Annotated in this window: 18 protein-coding genes; 6 read left to right on the top strand and 12 right to left on the bottom strand. The window is 70.8% G+C overall.

Annotated features, from left to right (window positions below):
• Positions 1 to 11: 11 nt before the first annotated feature.
• The 9 genes from D9598_RS07605 to deoC form a co-directional block, all read right to left on the bottom strand.
• Positions 12 to 566 (bottom strand): hypothetical protein, encoded by a 555-nt coding sequence (locus D9598_RS07605; RefSeq protein ID WP_198365808.1) that lies wholly within the window; start codon positions 564 to 566, stop codon positions 12 to 14.
• Positions 567 to 604: 38 nt separating this feature from the next.
• Positions 605 to 1,387: a DUF4394 domain-containing protein gene (locus D9598_RS07600; protein WP_198365807.1), complete on the bottom strand. Its 783-nt coding sequence runs from the start codon at positions 1,385 to 1,387 to the stop codon at positions 605 to 607.
• A 117-nt stretch (positions 1,388 to 1,504) separates the two neighbouring features.
• Positions 1,505 to 2,440 carry a ribokinase gene (gene rbsK, locus D9598_RS07595; protein WP_198365806.1) on the bottom strand — a complete coding sequence of 312 codons (936 nt, stop codon included), beginning with the start codon at positions 2,438 to 2,440 and terminating at the stop codon, positions 1,505 to 1,507.
• Positions 2,441 to 2,455: 15 nt separating this feature from the next.
• A complete protein-coding gene (locus tag D9598_RS07590; protein ID WP_198365805.1) occupies positions 2,456 to 3,553 on the bottom strand; it encodes an aldose 1-epimerase family protein in 1,098 nt (365 codons plus the stop codon).
• Positions 3,550 to 4,548 carry an ABC transporter permease gene (locus D9598_RS07585; protein ID WP_198365804.1) on the bottom strand — a complete coding sequence of 333 codons (999 nt, stop codon included), beginning with the start codon at positions 4,546 to 4,548 and terminating at the stop codon, positions 3,550 to 3,552. The genes D9598_RS07590 and D9598_RS07585 overlap by 4 nt, the downstream gene beginning before the upstream one ends.
• An 11-nt stretch (positions 4,549 to 4,559) precedes the next feature.
• Positions 4,560 to 5,552 carry an ABC transporter permease gene (locus D9598_RS07580; protein ID WP_198365803.1) on the bottom strand — a complete coding sequence of 331 codons (993 nt, stop codon included), beginning with the start codon at positions 5,550 to 5,552 and terminating at the stop codon, positions 4,560 to 4,562.
• Entirely contained in the window at positions 5,549 to 7,045 is a 1,497-nt protein-coding gene (locus D9598_RS07575) for a sugar ABC transporter ATP-binding protein (RefSeq protein ID WP_198365802.1), read from the bottom strand. The genes D9598_RS07580 and D9598_RS07575 overlap by 4 nt, the downstream gene beginning before the upstream one ends.
• A 118-nt stretch (positions 7,046 to 7,163) precedes the next feature.
• Complete coding sequence (locus D9598_RS07570) at positions 7,164 to 8,219, bottom strand: autoinducer 2 ABC transporter substrate-binding protein (RefSeq protein ID WP_232477015.1); 1,056 nt, start codon at positions 8,217 to 8,219, stop codon at positions 7,164 to 7,166.
• Between the two features lie 38 nt (positions 8,220 to 8,257).
• A complete protein-coding gene (gene deoC / locus D9598_RS07565; RefSeq protein ID WP_198365801.1) occupies positions 8,258 to 8,959 on the bottom strand; it encodes a deoxyribose-phosphate aldolase in 702 nt (233 codons plus the stop codon).
• Between the two features lie 119 nt (positions 8,960 to 9,078).
• Here deoC and D9598_RS07560 point away from each other — a divergent pair, with 119 nt between their 5' ends.
• The 5 genes from D9598_RS07560 to D9598_RS07540 all read left to right on the top strand — a co-directional run bounded on the left by D9598_RS07560 (position 9,079) and on the right by D9598_RS07540 (position 13,474).
• The gene (locus D9598_RS07560; protein WP_198365800.1) at positions 9,079 to 9,909 is read left to right on the top strand and encodes a DeoR/GlpR family DNA-binding transcription regulator; all 831 of its coding nucleotides are present in this window, start codon (positions 9,079 to 9,081) and stop codon (positions 9,907 to 9,909) included.
• A 35-nt stretch (positions 9,910 to 9,944) separates the two neighbouring features.
• Entirely contained in the window at positions 9,945 to 11,624 is a 1,680-nt protein-coding gene (locus D9598_RS07555; RefSeq protein ID WP_198365799.1) for an FGGY-family carbohydrate kinase, read from the top strand.
• A gap of 169 nt (positions 11,625 to 11,793) precedes the next feature.
• Entirely contained in the window at positions 11,794 to 12,321 is a 528-nt protein-coding gene (locus D9598_RS21020; RefSeq protein WP_232477014.1) for a hypothetical protein, read from the top strand.
• 116 nt (positions 12,322 to 12,437) lie between these two features.
• Positions 12,438 to 13,028, top strand: coding sequence for a hypothetical protein (locus tag D9598_RS07545; RefSeq protein ID WP_198365798.1), 591 nt, complete (start codon positions 12,438 to 12,440; stop codon positions 13,026 to 13,028).
• Between the two features lie 35 nt (positions 13,029 to 13,063).
• Complete coding sequence (locus D9598_RS07540; RefSeq protein WP_198365797.1) at positions 13,064 to 13,474, top strand: hypothetical protein; 411 nt, start codon at positions 13,064 to 13,066, stop codon at positions 13,472 to 13,474.
• Positions 13,475 to 13,546: 72 nt separating this feature from the next.
• On the opposite strand, the gene D9598_RS07535 is transcribed toward D9598_RS07540, so the two are convergent.
• From D9598_RS07535 to D9598_RS07525, 3 genes are all read right to left on the bottom strand, one after another.
• The gene (locus D9598_RS07535) at positions 13,547 to 13,897 is read right to left on the bottom strand and encodes a DUF983 domain-containing protein (protein ID WP_232477013.1); all 351 of its coding nucleotides are present in this window, start codon (positions 13,895 to 13,897) and stop codon (positions 13,547 to 13,549) included.
• A 187-nt stretch (positions 13,898 to 14,084) separates the two neighbouring features.
• On the bottom strand, positions 14,085 to 15,467 hold the full coding sequence (locus tag D9598_RS07530; RefSeq protein ID WP_370591960.1) for a PLP-dependent aminotransferase family protein: 1,383 nt from the start codon (positions 15,465 to 15,467) through the stop codon (positions 14,085 to 14,087).
• A gap of 167 nt (positions 15,468 to 15,634) precedes the next feature.
• Positions 15,635 to 16,426: a 2-keto-4-pentenoate hydratase gene (locus tag D9598_RS07525; protein ID WP_198365794.1), complete on the bottom strand. Its 792-nt coding sequence runs from the start codon at positions 16,424 to 16,426 to the stop codon at positions 15,635 to 15,637.
• Between the two features lie 340 nt (positions 16,427 to 16,766).
• On the opposite strand from D9598_RS07525, the gene D9598_RS07520 reads away from it, so the two are divergent.
• Positions 16,767 to 17,189 carry a CopG family transcriptional regulator gene (locus D9598_RS07520; protein WP_198365793.1) on the top strand — a complete coding sequence of 141 codons (423 nt, stop codon included), beginning with the start codon at positions 16,767 to 16,769 and terminating at the stop codon, positions 17,187 to 17,189.
• Positions 17,190 to 17,197: the final 8 nt, after the last annotated feature.

Genomic DNA, 17,197 nt, shown 5'->3' with positions numbered 1-17,197 from the left:
ACGGCCACGGGTCAGCGCCAGGGCGAAAGGTCGAGGCTGAGAAGGCGGCGCAAGGTGTCGTCCGAGATCTGCCCGACCACCGGCCGGTAGGCTCCGTCGCCGTCGAACAGCAGGAAATCCTCCACCGGGGCGTTCACGCCCCGTGCCGGCTGGTCCTCCGTGAGGATCAGCGCCCGGAGGAGCCGGTTGGCCAGCACCGCCGCCAGCCTGGAATCGACGTGGAAGCCGGCGGATCGCAGCGGCAGGGGCGGCTCGGCGCTGCGATGATCCTCCCGCAGCCGCATGCGCACGAAGCCGACCACGCCATCCTGGAACAGCAGGCGGTAGATGCCCTGGCGCAGACCATGCGCGTCGACGGCGGATTCATGCAGCACCTCGGCCTCGGTGTGGTCGAGGATGCGCTGCATCTCGTCATGGAGGAGGCCCGCCCCCTCACTCATCTGGGCGAAGAGCGTGGCGCTGTAGCCGCAGACGAAGTGCTCCAGCGCCGACTGCACGCCACGGCGCGGCAGGGCGTAGAGCTTCGGCATCAGCAGCAGATCGGCAACGGTGGCCTTCTTGTGCATCACGGTCTCCCGGGAGGGCGGGTGGGGAGGGGTGGCCTTCAATGGAGGGCGGCAATGTCGACGATCTCGCTGCCCGGCAGGCCGGCGACGGCGCCGAGGAGGCGCACCTGACCGGTTTCCAGCGTGACAACCCCGAGCTGGCCCGCGGACAGCAGCCAGGCCCGGTTTCCGCCCTGGGCGTCCGCCAGGATGTCGAAGGCGACACCGGCCGGCAGCGATTCCATGGCGCCCCTGGCCTGCTGCACGCCCTCATTGGGGGGTGCCTGCAGGTTCAGTTGTCCGAGAGACGTGTCGATGGTGTACAGCGCCGTGGAGGACGGCTTGCCGATGCTGTTGGTGTATGCGCCGGCCACGATGCGCGGCACGGTGCCGCCCAGCGGACCCGGCTGGTATGTCAGCCCGCCATCCCGCGTCACGGCGCCGGTGTCGGGATGCACGCGGAAGTTGGCACCGTTCATGCCCATCAGCCGCAGACGGTCGGCCATGGGGTTGAAGTCCACCACGCTCCTTCCGCCCGGCGTGAAGGGCTCCGACAGCCGCGCGACCACCACGGCCTGCCCGCTCCGGTGATCGATCGTCACGATGCGGCCGGTGTCGGTGACGCCATAGATCCTGCCGTCCGCCGCGCGCTGGTCGATGCCGAGCAACCGGCCCTCGGCGCCGCGGATGGTGACAGGCCGGCCAGCTCCGAGGGTCTCGCTGTCGATCTCCACCAGGCGGCTGTCGTTCGTCAGCGCGAGCAGCGTGGCGGCCCCCGCGGGCGTGGCGGCGGCGGCGGCCGCGAGGCCGAAGCCCAGTGCCAGAGAGTACGAAACATGCATGGCCGATGATCCTTGCTGCACGGGCCGCCTTGCGGCGCCCTCATGAGCGGTACGGGCCGCGCCCGGCCCTGGATGCATCGGGACTGGAATTCCGGGAAAACGCGCGGGGGCCGCGCCTCAGCCCCTGCCGAGGGCCTCGCGGAAGGCGGCGAACTCCACCTCGCCGGCGAAGGCCTTCTGGGTTCCCTGCCGGGTGATCGAATCCGCCGCGTACAGGGCGCCCCAGCGCATCGCCGCGAGCGTGTCGCCGTGGCTCGCGTAATGCTGCGCGAAGGCCCCTAGGAAGGCATCGCCCGCGCCGCTGGTGTCCACCGGCCGCACCGGCACGGCCGGCACGTGGCGCGCCGGGCCCTCGGCCGTCACCAGCAGCGCGCCCTCCGCGCCCAGGGTCACGATCACCTGCCTCACCCCGCGCGCCACCAGCGTGCGGGCGGCGGCCTCGGCCTGCTCCCGCGTCTCCGCCGGCAGGCCGCTCAGGATGCCGAGTTCCGTCTGGTTCGGCGCCAGGAAGGTGGCGCCCAGGATGCGCGAGACATCCAGATCCGGCACCGCCGGCGCCGGATTCAACAGCACCGGAATGCCGCGCGCGGCCGCCCAGTCGATGACGTGGTACACGGTCTCTAGCGGGATCTCGAGCTGCAGCAGGATCAGCCCGCAGGTGGCGAGGTCCGCGGCGGCCGCGTCCACATCGGCCGGCAGCAGGTGCTCGTTGGCGCCCTTGACGATCAGGATGCGGTTCTCGCCCGAGGGCTCGACGAAGATCGGCGCCACGCCGCTCTGCGCGCCCGGCACGGCGCGCACATGCGTCACGTCGACGCCGATGTCCCGGAGGTTGCGGATGGTGCCGCCGCCGAACAGGTCATCGCCGACACGGCTGACCAGCAGCACCTCGCCGCCGAGCCTGGCGGCGGCGACGGCCTGATTGGCGCCCTTGCCGCCATGCCCCATGCTGAAGGACGGCGCGGCGAGGGTCTCGCCCGCCGCCGGCATCCGGTCGATATAGGTGACGAGATCGACCATGTTGCTGCCGACCACACCGATGCGCGCGCTCATGACGGCCGCTCCGTTCTACGCCAGGGAGGAGATGGTCAGGGAGGAGATGGTCCGGTCCATCCGCGCGGCGGCGGCCCGGTCGAGGTAGCCGAGGCGCACGGCGAAGGCCGCGCGGCCTCCGGGCGGCAGCAGGCGCACATGGCCCTTGCGCCTCTCCGCCGCGTAACCCTCGGGCTGGCAGGTGGACGGCAGGGCGAAGGCGGCCACCTTCTGGTCCGGATCGTTCAGGATCCAGCGCACGCAATGCGGCAGCGCGTCGGGGCGGTAGGACAGCGCGAAGCCATCCCCTTCCGGCCGCCTCAGCATCAGATGCGTCTCGCCCCGCGCATCGGTGCCGAGGCCGCTCAGGTAGAAGACCTGCTCCGGGTCATAGAGCGCGGACTCGTCGAGCCTCGCCATGCGCGCGGGATCGCGGGCGAGGTCGTCGATCAGCGCCAGGTAGTCCGCATCGGGCGTGACATGGGCGGGCACGGCGCGGCGCACCGTCACGCGTTCCGGGGTATAGGGCGCCGCCTGGATCAGCTCCGCCCCCGGCACGAAGGCGAAGTTGACGTGGCACATGTACATCAGTTCCATCGGCTTGCCGGAGCGGTTCTCGACACCGAGGCCGATGTCGAACAGCATGGCGCCGGGGCGCAGCGTGAGGCAGGGATGCGCGAGGTAATGCGGCCCGAAGCCCACGACATGATCCCGCTCGGACACGGCGCGGAGGAACGGCCCCTCGGCGTCCTCGCCCCATTCCAGCCAGGCGGACCGCATCTCGGCGCAGGGGAACTCGCCATGCGCGGCGTGGTCGTCCTCCGCCGCCGGCACGCCGTTGCGCAGCAATCCGCTGTGGAAGGCGAAGCAGCCATAGGTGCCGCCGATGCCGGTGGCGGGGCGCGGCATGTCGAAGCCGCTGGTCATGGCGAGATCCACGCCGTCGAAGCAGGCCGACCAGATCATGCCGCCCATCCAGGGCAGGACCTCGACCATCCCCCGCGCATTGGCGAGGCGGAGCGCGCCGACGCCGGTGGGGTAGCGGTGCAGCGTGGCGCGCATCTCGCCGGCGCGGAACACCTCGCGCGGGGCCTCGCCGCAGAGGCCGGGATGCAGGGGAATGGTGGCGATCATGCTCCGCGGCCCCGCGCGCGCCAGGCGGCCAGCGCGATGGAGAGCAGCAGGAAGCCACCCCAGATGAGATCGACGAGGAAATTGCTGAAACGCATGATCTGCAACCCCGAGGACAGGAGCATCAGCGCCACCAGCGCCAGGGCGATGCCGGGCACCGAGCCCTTTCCGCCCGCCGGATTGGTGCCCGCCAGCACCGCGATCAGCACCGCCTGGAGCAGGTAGGAGACGCCGTAATCCGACTTCGCCGCGTTGGTGCGGCCGGAGAGCAGGATGCCGGCGATGGCCGCCAGCCCGCCTGTCAGCACATAGGAGAGGAACACCGTGCGCGCGGTGCGCAGCCCGGCGAAGGCGGCAGCCCGGGGATTGGTGCCGATCAGCGTCAGGTCGATGCCGAAGACGGTGCGCGAAAGCAGGAACCAGACCAGCCCCGCCACGATGAGGAACACCACCAGCGGCGCGGCCACGCCGAGAACCGTGCCGTTTCCGAACTGGCCCCAGAGCGCGGGGAAGCCCACCACGGCCGGCCCGCCGGTGAGAACCAGGCAGATGCCGGTGAAGACCTGCCCGGTGCCGATGGTGGCGAGGATCGGCGTGACGCGCAGCCTGGCGATGAGGAAGCCGTTGACGGCCCCCGCCAGCAGCCCCGTGCCGAGCGCGATGCCCACCCCGGCGAGCACCAGCGGCAGGGACAGGTTGGCGAGTTCCGGCCCGCGCGGCGCACCGACGCTGTGGAAGAACAGGCCGGCCAGGATGCACGACAGGTTGGCGATGCCGATGACCGAAAGGTCGATGCCGCCGGTCAGCATCGCCACCATCATGGCGATGGCGAGCAGCCCGAGCTCGGGCGCGATGAAGGTGATGGATTCGAAGACATAGGGCCGCAGGAACCGCTCGGGGTTCAGCGCCGCCATGCCGGCGAAGATCAGCACCGTCAGCAGGAGGAGCTGGAGGAGGTCGGTATCGGCCCGGCGCAGGCGCTGCATGAAGGCGGACATGCTGTCTCTCCTCAGGCGAGGCGCTGGCGATCGCGCCAGGCGGTGATCGCGGTGGCCGCGATGACGATGAGCCCCACCACCACGCGCTGCCACGTCGTGTCGATGCCCAGGATGATCAGGCTGTTGGTGATCACGACCAGCGTCAGCACGCCGAGCATGGTGCCGATGACCGTGCCGCGGCCGCCGAAGATGGAGGCGCCGCCAAGCACCACGGCCGCGATGACGTCCAGCTCCAGCCCCACCATGTCGCGCGGGTTGGCGGTCCAGATCATCGCGCCGTGCAGCAGCCCGGCGAAGCCCGCCAGGGCGCCGGCGAGGCCGTAGATCAGGAAGGTGATGCGTCGCGTGTTGAAGCCGACGCGCCGCGCCGCCTCCATGCCGCCACCCATGGCGTAGATGCCGCGCCCGAGCATGGTGTGGCGCAGCATGAGATGCACGGCGAGCGCGATCGCCGCATAGACCAGCACCATCGAGGACAGGCCCGCCATGCTGCCATCGCCCTGCGTCACCTGCAGAAACTCGCCCCGGGCGAAGTCGATCAGCCGGGGTGGCATCTGGCCGATGTTGATCTGGCTGGTGCCGACCACGCCGAGGATGAAGCCGCGCACCGCCGTGCCGGTGCCGAGCGTCACGATCAGCGGGATCATCCGCAGGTAATGGACGAAGGCCGCGTTCACCAGCCCGAGGCCGAGGCCGATGCCGCTCGCCATCAGGAAGGGCAGGACGACGCCGTCGAACCCCCAGGCGATCATCGCCTTCACGGTGAGATACATGGCGGCGATGGCGAAGGCCGGGAAGGAGACGTCGATGCCGCCCGAGAGCATGACCAGCAGCACGGCCAGCGCCAGGATGCCGGTGACGACGCTGGCGCGCAGCAGGCTGAAGACGTTGGCGGGCTGCCAGAAGACCGGGTTGACCGTGCCGATGACGAGCACCGCGACCACCAGCACCGCCGCCACCATCAGCTCTGGATGGCGCCGCAGCGCCCGGGCCAGGCCACTCATTGCAGCGCCCCCAGGCGCTCGCCGAGCGCCGCCTCGCTGGTGGCGGCGGCCTCCACCTCGTCCACCAGCCGGCCCCGGTGCAGCACCAGGATGCGGTTGCAGTTGTCCACCAGTTCCGGCAGGTCGTCGGAGATCATCAGCACTCCCAGGCCGTGGCCGCGGGCCAGGTCACGGATCTTGCGGTGGATGCCGGCCTTGGAGCCGACATCGACACCCACGGTCGGTCCGTTCAGGATGAGGATGCGCGGATCGTTCAGCAGCCAGCGGCCGATGACGACGCGCTGCTGGTTGCCGCCGGAGAGCTGCGTCACCGGCCGGTTGCCCGTCGGGGTGGCGATGGCCATCGCGCGGATCATCGCCGCCGCCGCCTCTGCCGCGCGGCCGGCCCGCAGCACGCCGAAGCGGCTCAGCCGGCCATGCGAGGCGGCCAGCAGGTTGCGGTCTATGGTCGCGGCCAGGAACAGCCCCTCGGTCAGGCGGTCCTCCGGCACATAGGCGATGCCTGCGGCGATCGCCGCCTGCGCCGAGCCGAGCCTCGCCTCCCGCCCGTCGATGCGGATGCGGCCGCCGTGGCCGGGCTTCATGCCGAACAGGGCGAGCGCCAGCTCCGTGCGCCCCGATCCGAGCAGGCCGGAGATGCCGAGGATCTCCCCCGGCATCAGCCGGAAGGAGATGTCGTCGAGCTGGCCGGGGACGGAGAGGTTCTCCACCTCCAGCAGCGGCGTGGCCCCGGCTTCGCCCTCCCGGCGATAGCCCTCGGCGGCGATCTCCTGGCCGGTCATGGCGCGGGTGATGCCCGCCTCGTCGAACGCCGCGATCGGGCCCGCCGCCACCACCTCGCCGTTGCGGATGACGGTCAGGCGCTCGCTGATCTCCAGCATCTCGCGCATCTTGTGGCTGACGAAGAGCACGGCGATGCCGCGGCTCTGGATGTCGCGCACCACGCGGAACAGCGCCGCCACCTCGCGCCCCGTCAGCGCCGTGGTGGGCTCGTCCATGATCAGCAGGCGCGGGTCGGACATCAGCGCGCGGGCGATGGCGACGAGCTGCTTGCCCGCCGTCGGCAGCGTCTCCACCGGCGCGTCCAGATCGAGCGCGACGCCGAGCTTGCGCGCCGCCTCCTCGGCGATCCGCCGCACGCGGCGCCAGGAGACGATCCGGGTGCCGGATTGCAGTTCCAGGCTGAGGGCGAGATTCTCGGCGACCGTCAGGTTCGGGAAGAGCGAGAAGTCCTGGTAGATGACCTGCACGCCGCGGGCGATGGCGTCCCGCGGCGTCAGGCCCGCCACGGCCTGGCCATCGATCAGGATCTCGCCGCGGTCCGGCTGGTTCACGCCGCTGATGATCTTGATCAGCGTGGACTTCCCGGAACCGTTCTCTCCCGCCAGGCAATGAATCTCGCCGCGACCGATGGCGAGCGAGACATCCTTCAGCGCGTGCACCGCCCCGAAGCTCTTGCCGAGATGGCGCAGTTCGATCAGCGGAGCGGTCATGGGACCTCTTTCCTCCAGCGGCCAGCCGGATCCGGGAGCGTCGTCTCCCGCCCGGCGTCGCGGCGCGCCTCCGACCCCGAGACAGTCAGGAGCCGCGCCGGGATCGGACGTTATCGGCTCAGAAGTTGTACTGGGCCATGTTGTCCCTGGTCACGCCCACCCAGCCCTGGCCGGCGAAGACGTTCGGGCGGTCCTGGCTCACCGGCTTCAGGTCGCCGTAGCCAGCCAGGCCGAGATCGAGCCCTGGCCTGATCTCCTTCTTGGCCAGCGCCATCACCGCCATCACGTTCATGGCATAGCCGGCGACCGCGGGGTCCCAGAACTGGATGTAGTTGATGGCGCCATTCTTCAGGTACTCGCCGGCGACGGAGACGAGGCCGGTGCCGGAGAAGAAGAGCTTGCCCTGCAGGTTCCGCTCGGAGATCAGGCGGCCGGCGCCGGCCGAGGTCGGCATCGGCGCGCCGAGGATGCCCTTCAGGTCGGGGTAGGCGGTCAGCACTTCCTTGAGCTTGTTGTAGTCCGTCGTCGCGTCGTCATAGGTTTCGATGCGGCGCGTGGCCTCCTGCATCCTCGGGAAGTGCTGCTTCTGATAGGCCACCGCGCCGTCGATCCACTCCATCTGCGACTGCGAGGTGAGGCTGCCGACGGTGGCCACGTACTTGCCCTCGCCGCCCATCTGCTCGCCGAGCTTCTCCATCAGCTTGGCGCCGTAGGCGTGGTTGTCGAAGGCCTCGATGTCGTAATCGATGTTCCGCAGCCCAGCCGCCTCGTGCGAGATGACGACGATGCCCTGCCGCCGCGCCTTCTGCAGCACCGGCTCCACCGCCTCGACCGAGAAGGGCACGATGCAGATGGCGTCGACGCCCTGCGCGATCAGGCTCTCGACGAGCTGCACCTGGGCGGCGGCATCGGCCTGGCTCGGGCCCACCATCCAGGTGTCGTGGCCCTGGTCGGCGCCGAACTGCTTCACGCCCTCGCGCATACGGTCGAACCAGGCGATGCCGTCGACCTTCACCACGGTCGCGATGACGCGCTTCCTGCCCGCCTTCACGTTGATGTCGGCGGCCACCTTGCCGGCGTCCACCGCCTTGCCCTGGGCCCGGGCGGGCCGGACGAGGCCGCCGGCCATCAGGCCACCGGCGGCCAGCGCACCGAAGCTGCGACGAGTGATCATGGCTTGTTCCTTCCCTGTCTTCCGTTTCGAGCCCGGCCTCAGTAGCCGGCGGTGGCGGCCGGCACCGCGCCGGAGACCAGCGCCACGCCCGAGCTGGCGCCGATGCGCGTGGCGCCGGCGGCGATCATGGCCTGCGCCTGGGCCAGCGTCCGCACCCCGCCCGAGGCCTTGACGCCGATCCGCGGCCCCACCTCGGCGCGCATCAGGGCGATATCGGCCTCCGTCGCCCCGCCGGTGGAGAAGCCGGTGGAAGTCTTCACGAAATCCGCCCCGGCCTCGACGGCGAGGCGACAGGCGATGCGCTTCTGCGCCTCGTCCAGCAGGCAGGTCTCGATGATGACCTTGAGCACCCGGCCCGGGCAGGCGGCGCGCACCGCGGCGATGTCGGCCCGCACTGCGTCCAGCCGCCCGTCGCGCAACGCGCCGATGTTGATCACCATGTCGATCTCGTCCGCCCCGTCGCGCACGGCCCGCGCGGTCTCGAAGGCCTTGGCCTCCGGCGTGGTGGCGCCGAGGGGGAAGCCCACCACGGAGCAGGTCCGCACACCGCTGCCGCTCAGCAACCCGGCCACCTGCGCGACGTTCACCGGATTGACGCAGACCGAGCAGAAGCCGTGCGCGCGCGCCTCCTCGGCCCAGCGGCGCAGCTCGGCCTGGCCGGCCTCCGGCTTAAGTAGGGTGTGGTCGATCAGCTTCGCCAGCGCTGCGGCCGAGATCGGCCCGGATTGCGCCTGTACCATGTGCCGCCGTCCTCCGGAGGCGGCGATCGGCCGTCCCCGCATTTGTCAGTTTTATAACAATTGTTATAATCCTCACATCAGCTCCGCGCGACGTCAAGCGGCGCTGATAGGGAGGTGACATGGCGCTCGGCGAGGGACAGGGCCTGGCCGGCCGGCGGCGCGCCGAGCGCATGGCGCGGCTGGAGAGCCTGCTGCGGGAGAACGGCCCGGCCCGGCTGGAGGAAGCGGCGCGCCGGCTGGACGTGTCCTCGATGACGCTGCGGCGCGACCTGGCCCGGATGGCCGCGGCCGGCGAGCAGCGGGTGATCCTGCTCGGCGGGCATGTGCTCCCCTCCGGCACCACCCCCTCCCCCGCCCTCTCCCCGGGCGCCTATGCGCTGGAGCGCGAGCAGGACCAGCACGCCGCCGCCAAGCGCCAGGCCGCCGCCCATGCCGCCCGCCTGGTGCGGGAGGGGGATGCGCTGTTCGTCGATTGCGGCACCACCACGCCGCATCTGGTGGAGAGCCTGCCCCCCGGCCTGTCCCTCACCGTGGTGTGCTACGCGCTGAACATCGCCACCCTGCTGGCGCGGCGGCCGAACACACGGCTGATCCTGCTCGGCGGCCTCTATCATCCCGGCGCCACCACCTTCAGCTCGGACGAGGCGCTGGCGAGCCTGCGGCGGCTGCGTCTCAACACCGCCTTTCTCTCAGCCGCCGGCGTGGATGCCGCGCACGGCGCCACCTGCGTCAACTTCAATGAGGTCGCGGTGAAGCAGATGGCGCTGGCCAGCGCCGCCCTGGCGGTGCTGGTGGTGGATGGCAGCAAGCTGGGCCAGGTTCGCCCGGCCTATTTCGCGCCGCTCTCCGCCTTCCGGCATGTCGTCACCGACACGTCGGCGCCCGCCGCCGCGCGGGCGGCGCTGCGCCGCGCCGGCGGCAGCCTGGACCTCGCCCCCGCCGCGCCCTGATCCGCAGACCGGACCCCGCATCCAGGAGACACACCATGCAGGACATCGTCATCGGCGTTGATGTGGGCACGGGCAGCGCGCGCGCCGGGGCCTTCACGCCGGAGGGCGTCATGCTGGGCCAGGCCACGCATCCCATCCGCCTGTGGCGCCCCTCGCCCGAGATGGCCCAGCAATCCTCGGAGGACATCTGGTCCGCCGTCTGCGCCGCGGTGCGTGGCGCGCTGGCGGGGCTGGCGCGGGCCGGCGGGACGCCGCGCGTGCGGGGCCTGGGATTCGACGCCACCTGCTCCCTGGTGCTGCTCGATGCCGCGGGCGGCCCCGTTCCGGCCGGCGAGGATGGCGATGCGGCGCAGAACGTCGTGGTCTGGCTGGACCATCGCGCCGCCGCCGAGGCGGAGGAGATCAATGCCGGCGCGCATGACGTGCTGCGCTACGTCGGCGGGCGCATCTCGCTCGAGATGCAGGTGCCGAAGCTGCTCTGGCTGAAGCGCCACCTTACCGGCAGCTGGCGCCGGGCGGCGCATGTCCTCGACCTGCCGGACTACCTGACGCACCGCGCCACGGGGAGCCTCGCGCGCTCGCTCTGCTCCGCCGTGTGCAAATGGACCTATCTCGGCCATGAGGGGCGGTGGGACGCCGGCTTCTTCCGCGCCATCGGCCTCGATGACCTGGCGGAGGAGGGCTTCCGCCGGATCGGCACGGCGATCCTCCCGCCGGGCCAGCGCATCGGCACGCTCTGCGCCACCGCCGCCGCGGCCCTCGGCCTGCCCGAGGGCATCCCCGTCGGCGCCTCGGCGATCGACGCCCATGCCGGCGGCCTCGGTGTCCTCGGCGCCGCGCTGGACGGCGCCGCCCCTGGCGCAGCGGCGCTGAACCGGCGCGTGGCGCTGGTGGGCGGCACCTCCTCCTGCCACATGGCCGTCTCGCCCGAGGCGCGCTTCGTTCCCGGCGTCTGGGGCCCCTATCACGCGGCGATGATGCCGGGCCTGTGGCTGAACGAGGGCGGCCAGTCGGCCACCGGCGCGCTGATCGACCATGTCATCACCACCCATGCCGCCTATCCCGCCATGGCCGATGCCGCCGGCCGGGCGGGGGAGACCATCTACCAGGCGCTCAACCGCGAGCTGGCCCGGATGGCCGCCGGCCTGCCCTTCCCCGCCCTGCTGACCGAGGGGCTGCACGTGATGCCGGACTTCCACGGCAACCGCTCGCCCCGCGCCGACGCCTCGTTGCGGGGCATGGTCTCGGGCCTGCGCCTGGCGGCGGGGGCGGAGGATCTGGCGCTGCTCTATCTCGCCACGGTGCAGGCCGTGGCCTATGGCACGCGCCACATCATCGAGGCGATGAACGGGCGGGGCTACGCCATCGACACCGTCATGGCCTGCGGCGGCGGCACCCGCAACCCGGTCTTCCTGCGCGAGCATGCCGATGCCACGGCCTGCCGTGTCGTGCTGCCGCGGGAGCCGGAGGCCATCCTGCTCGGCGCCGCGATGCTGGGCGCGACGGCGGGCGGGGTGCATCCCGGCCTGCCGGAAGCCATGGCGGCGATGAGCGGGGCGGGCACCATCCTGGCACCGGGCGAGGCCGCGATCCGGCGCTATCACGACGCCAAGTACGCGGTCTTCCGGCGGATGTATGAGGACCAGATGGCGTATCGCGCGCTGATGCGGGAGGCGGCGATCGATGGCGGCCCGCCTGGGGCCGGGCGGGCATGACCAGCCCCCGGCGGGCTTGCCGCTCCGGCCTCGCGGCCAGTCATGTGGAAAGGCCGGGGCCGGCCACGGGCCCTGAGGGGGCGCTCCGGGTCCCGCCCGGCGCGCGCGTTCAACGACCCCGGCGATCCGGCGGTCGTGGCGACACGGCAGGATGTGGCAGTCTGCCGGGATGATCGACACCGCCCTGTCCCGCACCATCCGCATTCGCGTCTATCAGGACAGTGTCCGCGACCTCGGCCGAACCTTCCGTCTGTCGGCCGATGCCGACCCGCGCGGCGCACTCCGGCAGGCCGTGCTGGCGGCCGTCCCCAGGAACGAGGGTTGGACCTTGCAGCTCTTCACCCTGGAGCGGACGAATCCGGGCGAGCGTGTCGCCGCTCTGCTGGCGTCCGCCGGGACGGCGCGGGCGCCACGGCGTAGGGCGGGATGGTACTTCGAGACGCTGCACCAGCTTGGCGCAAAGGCCGACGTCTGGCTCACCACCTACCACCATCCTCTGGCCGGGGGTGCGGCCGCCGTGGTCGAGTGGTTCAAGGGCAGCGGGTTGCGCCCCTTCCTCCAGCCGCTGGACGAGACGGAGCGCGCGGCGTTCCTGCGCCGCTACGAGGCGGAGGTGGCGCGGGCCTATCCGGCGCTGGCAGATGGCACCGTGCTGCTGCCCTTCCCGAGATTGTTCTTCGTCGCGACCGCCGGGTGATAAGGACCATGGCACGCGGGGCCTGTCGCATCCTCCGCCGGCTTTCCAAAAATTGGTATGGCGTTCCTCCGGGCTCAGGCTAGGCTGGCGATCCTGTGTGACGGAGCCGGCCTCGGATGCCCAGCCTCGACAACCGCTTCCTCCTCGCCGCCGTGGTGGACCGGATCATCTATGGCCAGGAAGACACCTTCCGGCGGGAGGATGCCTGCGAGCTGCTGCGGCAAATGCCGGCGCCGCATCCCCTCCGGCTGCTTCGCCTGCCGATCGAGTTCAAGGCCCAGGGCAGCATGCCGGGCCGCCGGATGAGCGGCAGCGCCGCGGGCCTGGGCGACGTCTCGGTGGACGGCGACCGGCGCAGCTTCGCCTATGACAGCCAGGCCGGCCGCACCGTTCGGGTCGGCCAGTGGAAGCTGCAGCACACGGCCGGCTTCCGGGAGGCGCTGCGCGGCCAGGCGCTGATAGAGATCGTGCAGATGGTGGGCGAGGCCGGCCGGGAGGGACGCTCCGCCGTGCTGGCCTATCAGCGCGGCGAGCCCGTCGAGCTGCGCGGCTTCCGGCAGAATGTGAAATCTATCGGCCTTTTCTCGTTCATCGTCTCCAGGTCGGTGCCCTGGAAGAAACCCGTGCAGGGACAGGCCGTCGAGACCGCCTACAAGATCGAGACCCCGCAGGGCAAGGACGGCGGGGTGTTCCGGTCCGCCGCCTGAGGGCGGCGACTCGACAACCCCCGCCGCATCGCCCGATGCACGCATTCCTGTGGTTCATGTCGCTCGTGCTTCTCTCCGTGCCTGTGGCCATGTTCGTGGTCCTGGGCATCCTCATCGCGGACATCGCGGGACGGCCCGTGGAGCGGATGGAGGGAATCGTCGCGAGCCGGAAGTGGCACGCCGCCTCCGTCTCGCTGACGACCATCGCCGTGGTGACGCCAGGCGGCCAGGTCGGGACCGGCGTGGTACCGACCGCCGATCCCGAGAAGTACGAGGTCTGTCTGCAACTGGAGGATCAGCGGCGTTGCGCCGCCGTTCGGCCAGCGCACTTCGAGATGTTGCCGCCGGGAACCCGGATTGCCGCTCTGGCCCGGCGTGGACGCCTCACGGGGCGGATCCGGATCGTCCGCGTCCTGGATCGAGGAGAGGAGGCCGCGCCGCCTTAAGCGATGCGGCGGCGGGAGATCCCGCGCGGGCACCGTCGCGGAAGGATGGCCCTCCCGGAAGCCTGAGCGGTATCAGGCGGAGCGCTGATGGGTGGCGCCCGACGATCCGGCGGGCTTCGGCGCCGGTGCGGCCATGCCGAAACGCGCTTCCTCGGCCTTGAAGAAGAACTGGCTGGCCACGAGCCAACCCTTCAGGGGCCGCAGCGGCGGGATGCAGGTCAGCAGCATGAAGGGCAGCGTGATGACGAGATGCGCCCAGTTGGGGGGCGCGAACTTCGCCTCGAGCCAGAGCGCCAGGATGACCGTGGGAATGCAGGCGAAGCAGATGACGAAGAAGGCCGGGCCGTCAGCGGGGTCGGCATAGGAGTAATCCAGGCCGCAGACCTCGCAGCGGGAGCGCAGCTTCAGGAAACCGTCGAACATGTGGCTCTGGCCGCAGCGCGGACAACGGCCGCGAATCCCGGTGCGGAGAGGGGGAAGAGGCGGCCAGTCCTGGTCGGATGACATCGCGTGTTCCTTTGAAAGGCAGCGCCTCGGATTGCCTGCATTCAATTCTGCAGCTTATGCTCCATATCAACATACAAAATCAAGATAAATGTGGGCATACTTCTCATACAATCATGGAGGACATGGCGGGTGCCTCGGACAGCAGATCCGCCATCTGCTGCAGCGCCCTGCGGAGGCTCCGCGGGTCCTCGGCGGCGCCCAGCCCGATCCGGACCGCCTCAGGCGGCGTCGAGACGGCAAAGCTGTCGCTGGCGACGATGCCGATGCCGAGGTCCGGGGAGCGCAGGCGCGCGACGAACTCGCCGCGGGTCCAGGCCTCCGGCATCCGGAGCCAGAGGTGGAAGGCCGCGGGATCGGCCGCCACCTGCCCTGGCGGCAAGGTTTCCCTGGCGATGGCGTGCCGCGCCGCCGTTTCCCGGCGGATGGCCTCGACGATCCCTGCGGCTGTCCCGTCGCCGATCCAGCGCGTCGCCAGCGCGGTGGTCAGCGGCGAGGCCATGCCCGTCGTGGCCCTGATGGCCGAGGCGAGCCGGGAGATCTGACGGGGCTCGGGCACGGTGAGGTAGGCGATGCGGAGCGCCGGCGAGACGGGCTTGGCCAGACCGGAAACGTGGAAGACGGCGTCCGGCGCCAGGGCCGCCAGCGGCGGTGGCGCTTGGGGCGCCAGGGCGCCGTAGGCATCGTCCTCGATGATGGGCACGCCATGCCGGCGGGCGATGGCCACCAGCGACCGGCGCCGCTCCAGCGGCATCGTTGCCGTGGTCGGGTTGTGCAAGGTCGGGGTGCAGTACAGCGCCCTGGGGCGGTGGCTCCGGCAGGCCTGCTCGAAGGCATCGGGCAACAGGCCGTCGCCATCCATGGCGACCGGTGCCAGCCTCAGACGCAGGTGGGCCGCCAAACTGCGGAAGCCGGGATAGGTCAGCGCCTCGCAGCACACCACGTCACCCGGTTCGCACAGGACGCTCAGCAGGGAAAGCAGGGCGCCCTGGGCGCCCGCGCAGACCAGCAGCTGCTCGGGCCCCACATCGACGCGCCCTTTCAGCCAGGCGGCGCCGGCCTGCCGATCCCCGGGGCCGCCGCCCACCTGCTGGTAACGGAGCAGAAGGTCGAGATCCAACTCCGCCGCGAAGGCGCCGATCTCCTGCCGCAGCTTGTCCCGCAGATCCAGGCCCGCCGGCAGTGGCGGCGCATTCATGCGGAGATCCGTGGACCGGGCCGCCTGCCGCGGCTCCGATGCCACCGGAGCCGGGGCGTGGCCTGTGCGCACGAAGGTGCCCTGGCCCACGCGCCCTTCCACCAGGCCGCGGCGGGCCGCTTCGGCATAGGCGCGGGTGACGGTGGTGAAGTCGACGCCGAGCGTCTCCGCCAGCGCGCGCTGCGGCGGCAGGCGGGTGCCATTCGCCACGCGGCCCGCCCGGATGTCCCGCTCCAGCGCATCCGCGATGGCCCGGTACAGCGGCCCCGTCGAGCGATCGAGGCTCGGCACCCAAACCAGATCTCCAGCGGAGCGCGACACGGCCAACCTCATTCAACATACAATCCGCACTGTAGCGCCTTATTGTATGCATTCAAAGAGGGTGCGCGCTCCGCCCTGGCGCAGGGAGCACCCACCGCCAGGACGTGGAAGACGCCGCTGACCCGTAGGACGCTCTCCTACGGCGCGCCGGTCTCGAAAGCCGCCTGCACCTCGGCGAGATCGCCGAAGATCGCCCGCACGTGCTGGCCGGCCTGGACCGGGAACATGCCGGTGGCGGAGCCCGTGCTGATCGTCTCGCCAGCCCGCAGGCCATCCCCCTCCCGCCGCCGCGCCTCGGCCAGCCAGAGCACCGGGCTGAGGGGGTTCCCCATCACATCCGCGCCCCTTCCCTGCCGCCGCCGTACCCCATCGACCTCCAGCACCACAGGGATCTCCTCCAGGCCTTCGCGCCATCCTTCGATCAGCCCTCCGAAGACGTAGCGGCCGGAGGCGCTGCCATCGGCCAGCACGGCGGGAAGGGGCGGCAGCGCCTCCATCGGGAAGCGGCATTCCGCCACCTCGATGCCCGCATGGACGGTCCTCACCGCGCCGAGGATCTCTTCCATGCGCCAGGGCGTGTCGCGGGCAGGCAGATCCTGGCCCAGCGTGACGAAGAACTCGCATTCCACCAGCGGGTCCAGCAGCGTTCCGTGCCGGAAGCGGGCCGGCGATGTCGTGGCATGGCGCCGATAGGTCCGGCCATAGATCGGCCTGGTGCGGCGCAGCTTCTCCTGCATCGCCGGTGTCGTCGCCGCGATCTTCCATCCGAGCGCGTCCCAGCCGAGAAGCTCGGCCACCATCCCGTTGACCTGGTAGGCTTCCTGCTCCGTCTCGGGCACGAGATGGGGCGGGAGATCCTGGATCTGCTTCCCGTCACGACGCGCGGCGCAGAGCAGCTCCGCCAGTTGCAGCCGCCGGTCAGTCTGCATGGTCGCTCTTTTTCTCCCCGTGTGAAGCACCTGCCAGCATGGCGGGCGTCAGCGCAGAGATGAAGTCGGCGCAGCCCGCGGACGACCGGGAACGGGAAGATGGCCAGCGTCCTTCCCTTCGCCGCGATGCTCGGCTTGTGCTGAACATCGGACAACCCGGCAGAAAACGTTCCGGGAAGTGACGCGCGCCGAGATCCCCGCATCGGCCAACACGGCGCCCACGGCAGCCTCCGCCGAAGCCGCTTCAGGCGATTTCCCGATCTGTCCCTGCCCATGGCTTGAAGATCGCGTTCAACCATCCAAATACCATCCACATGGATGGCATAAGGATGGAGAAGGGATGGCCGGCAACGTTCAACCGCTAAGGCCCAAGCTCAGCGGCGACACCGAGAAGATCACCGTCAATCTCGGTTACGTCGATCTCGGCCACATCGACCTGCTGGTGCAGGATGGCTTCTACTCCAACCGGACCGACTTCATCCGCACCGCGATCCGCAACCAGATCGAGCGGCACAGTGAGGCGACCAGGCAGTCTGTTGCGCGGAAAAGCCTGGATCTCGGGCTGCAGCACTTCAGCCGTGAGGATCTCGAAGCCATCCGCGAAGCAGGGCAGCGGCTCGACATCCGTGTGCTGGGGCTTGCCAGCATCGCGGCCGATGTCACGCCGGAGCTGGCCCGTGCAACGATCGCCTCGATCTCCGTCCTCGGCGCGCTTCAGGCCAGTGACGCCGTGAAGAAGGCGCTCGCCGACCGTATCCGCTGATCGGCCGG

The organism is Roseomonas sp. KE0001, from assembly GCF_016107285.1.
GTDB lineage: Bacteria > Pseudomonadota > Alphaproteobacteria > Acetobacterales > Acetobacteraceae > Pseudoroseomonas.
The sequence above is the reverse complement of the archived record's forward strand: the minus strand, read 5'-3'. Positions and strand labels throughout refer to the sequence as shown.

Coding starts and splice junctions, on each gene's coding strand:
- D9598_RS07605 (WP_198365808.1), bottom strand. CDS start 566: ATGCACAAGAAGGCCACCGTTGCCGATCTGCTGCTGATGCCGAAGCTC.
- D9598_RS07600 (WP_198365807.1), bottom strand. CDS start 1,387: ATGCATGTTTCGTACTCTCTGGCACTGGGCTTCGGCCTCGCGGCCGCC.
- rbsK (WP_198365806.1), bottom strand. CDS start 2,440: ATGAGCGCGCGCATCGGTGTGGTCGGCAGCAACATGGTCGATCTCGTC.
- D9598_RS07590 (WP_198365805.1), bottom strand. CDS start 3,553: ATGATCGCCACCATTCCCCTGCATCCCGGCCTCTGCGGCGAGGCCCCG.
- D9598_RS07585 (WP_198365804.1), bottom strand. CDS start 4,548: ATGTCCGCCTTCATGCAGCGCCTGCGCCGGGCCGATACCGACCTCCTC.
- D9598_RS07580 (WP_198365803.1), bottom strand. CDS start 5,552: ATGAGTGGCCTGGCCCGGGCGCTGCGGCGCCATCCAGAGCTGATGGTG.
- D9598_RS07575 (WP_198365802.1), bottom strand. CDS start 7,045: ATGACCGCTCCGCTGATCGAACTGCGCCATCTCGGCAAGAGCTTCGGG.
- D9598_RS07570 (WP_232477015.1), bottom strand. CDS start 8,219: ATGATCACTCGTCGCAGCTTCGGTGCGCTGGCCGCCGGTGGCCTGATG.
- deoC (WP_198365801.1), bottom strand. CDS start 8,959: ATGGTACAGGCGCAATCCGGGCCGATCTCGGCCGCAGCGCTGGCGAAG.
- D9598_RS07560 (WP_198365800.1), top strand. CDS start 9,079: ATGGCGCTCGGCGAGGGACAGGGCCTGGCCGGCCGGCGGCGCGCCGAG.
- D9598_RS07555 (WP_198365799.1), top strand. CDS start 9,945: ATGCAGGACATCGTCATCGGCGTTGATGTGGGCACGGGCAGCGCGCGC.
- D9598_RS21020 (WP_232477014.1), top strand. CDS start 11,794: ATGATCGACACCGCCCTGTCCCGCACCATCCGCATTCGCGTCTATCAG.
- D9598_RS07545 (WP_198365798.1), top strand. CDS start 12,438: ATGCCCAGCCTCGACAACCGCTTCCTCCTCGCCGCCGTGGTGGACCGG.
- D9598_RS07540 (WP_198365797.1), top strand. CDS start 13,064: ATGCACGCATTCCTGTGGTTCATGTCGCTCGTGCTTCTCTCCGTGCCT.
- D9598_RS07535 (WP_232477013.1), bottom strand. CDS start 13,897: ATGTTCGACGGTTTCCTGAAGCTGCGCTCCCGCTGCGAGGTCTGCGGC.
- D9598_RS07525 (WP_198365794.1), bottom strand. CDS start 16,426: ATGCAGACTGACCGGCGGCTGCAACTGGCGGAGCTGCTCTGCGCCGCG.
- D9598_RS07520 (WP_198365793.1), top strand. CDS start 16,767: ATGGCCGGCAACGTTCAACCGCTAAGGCCCAAGCTCAGCGGCGACACC.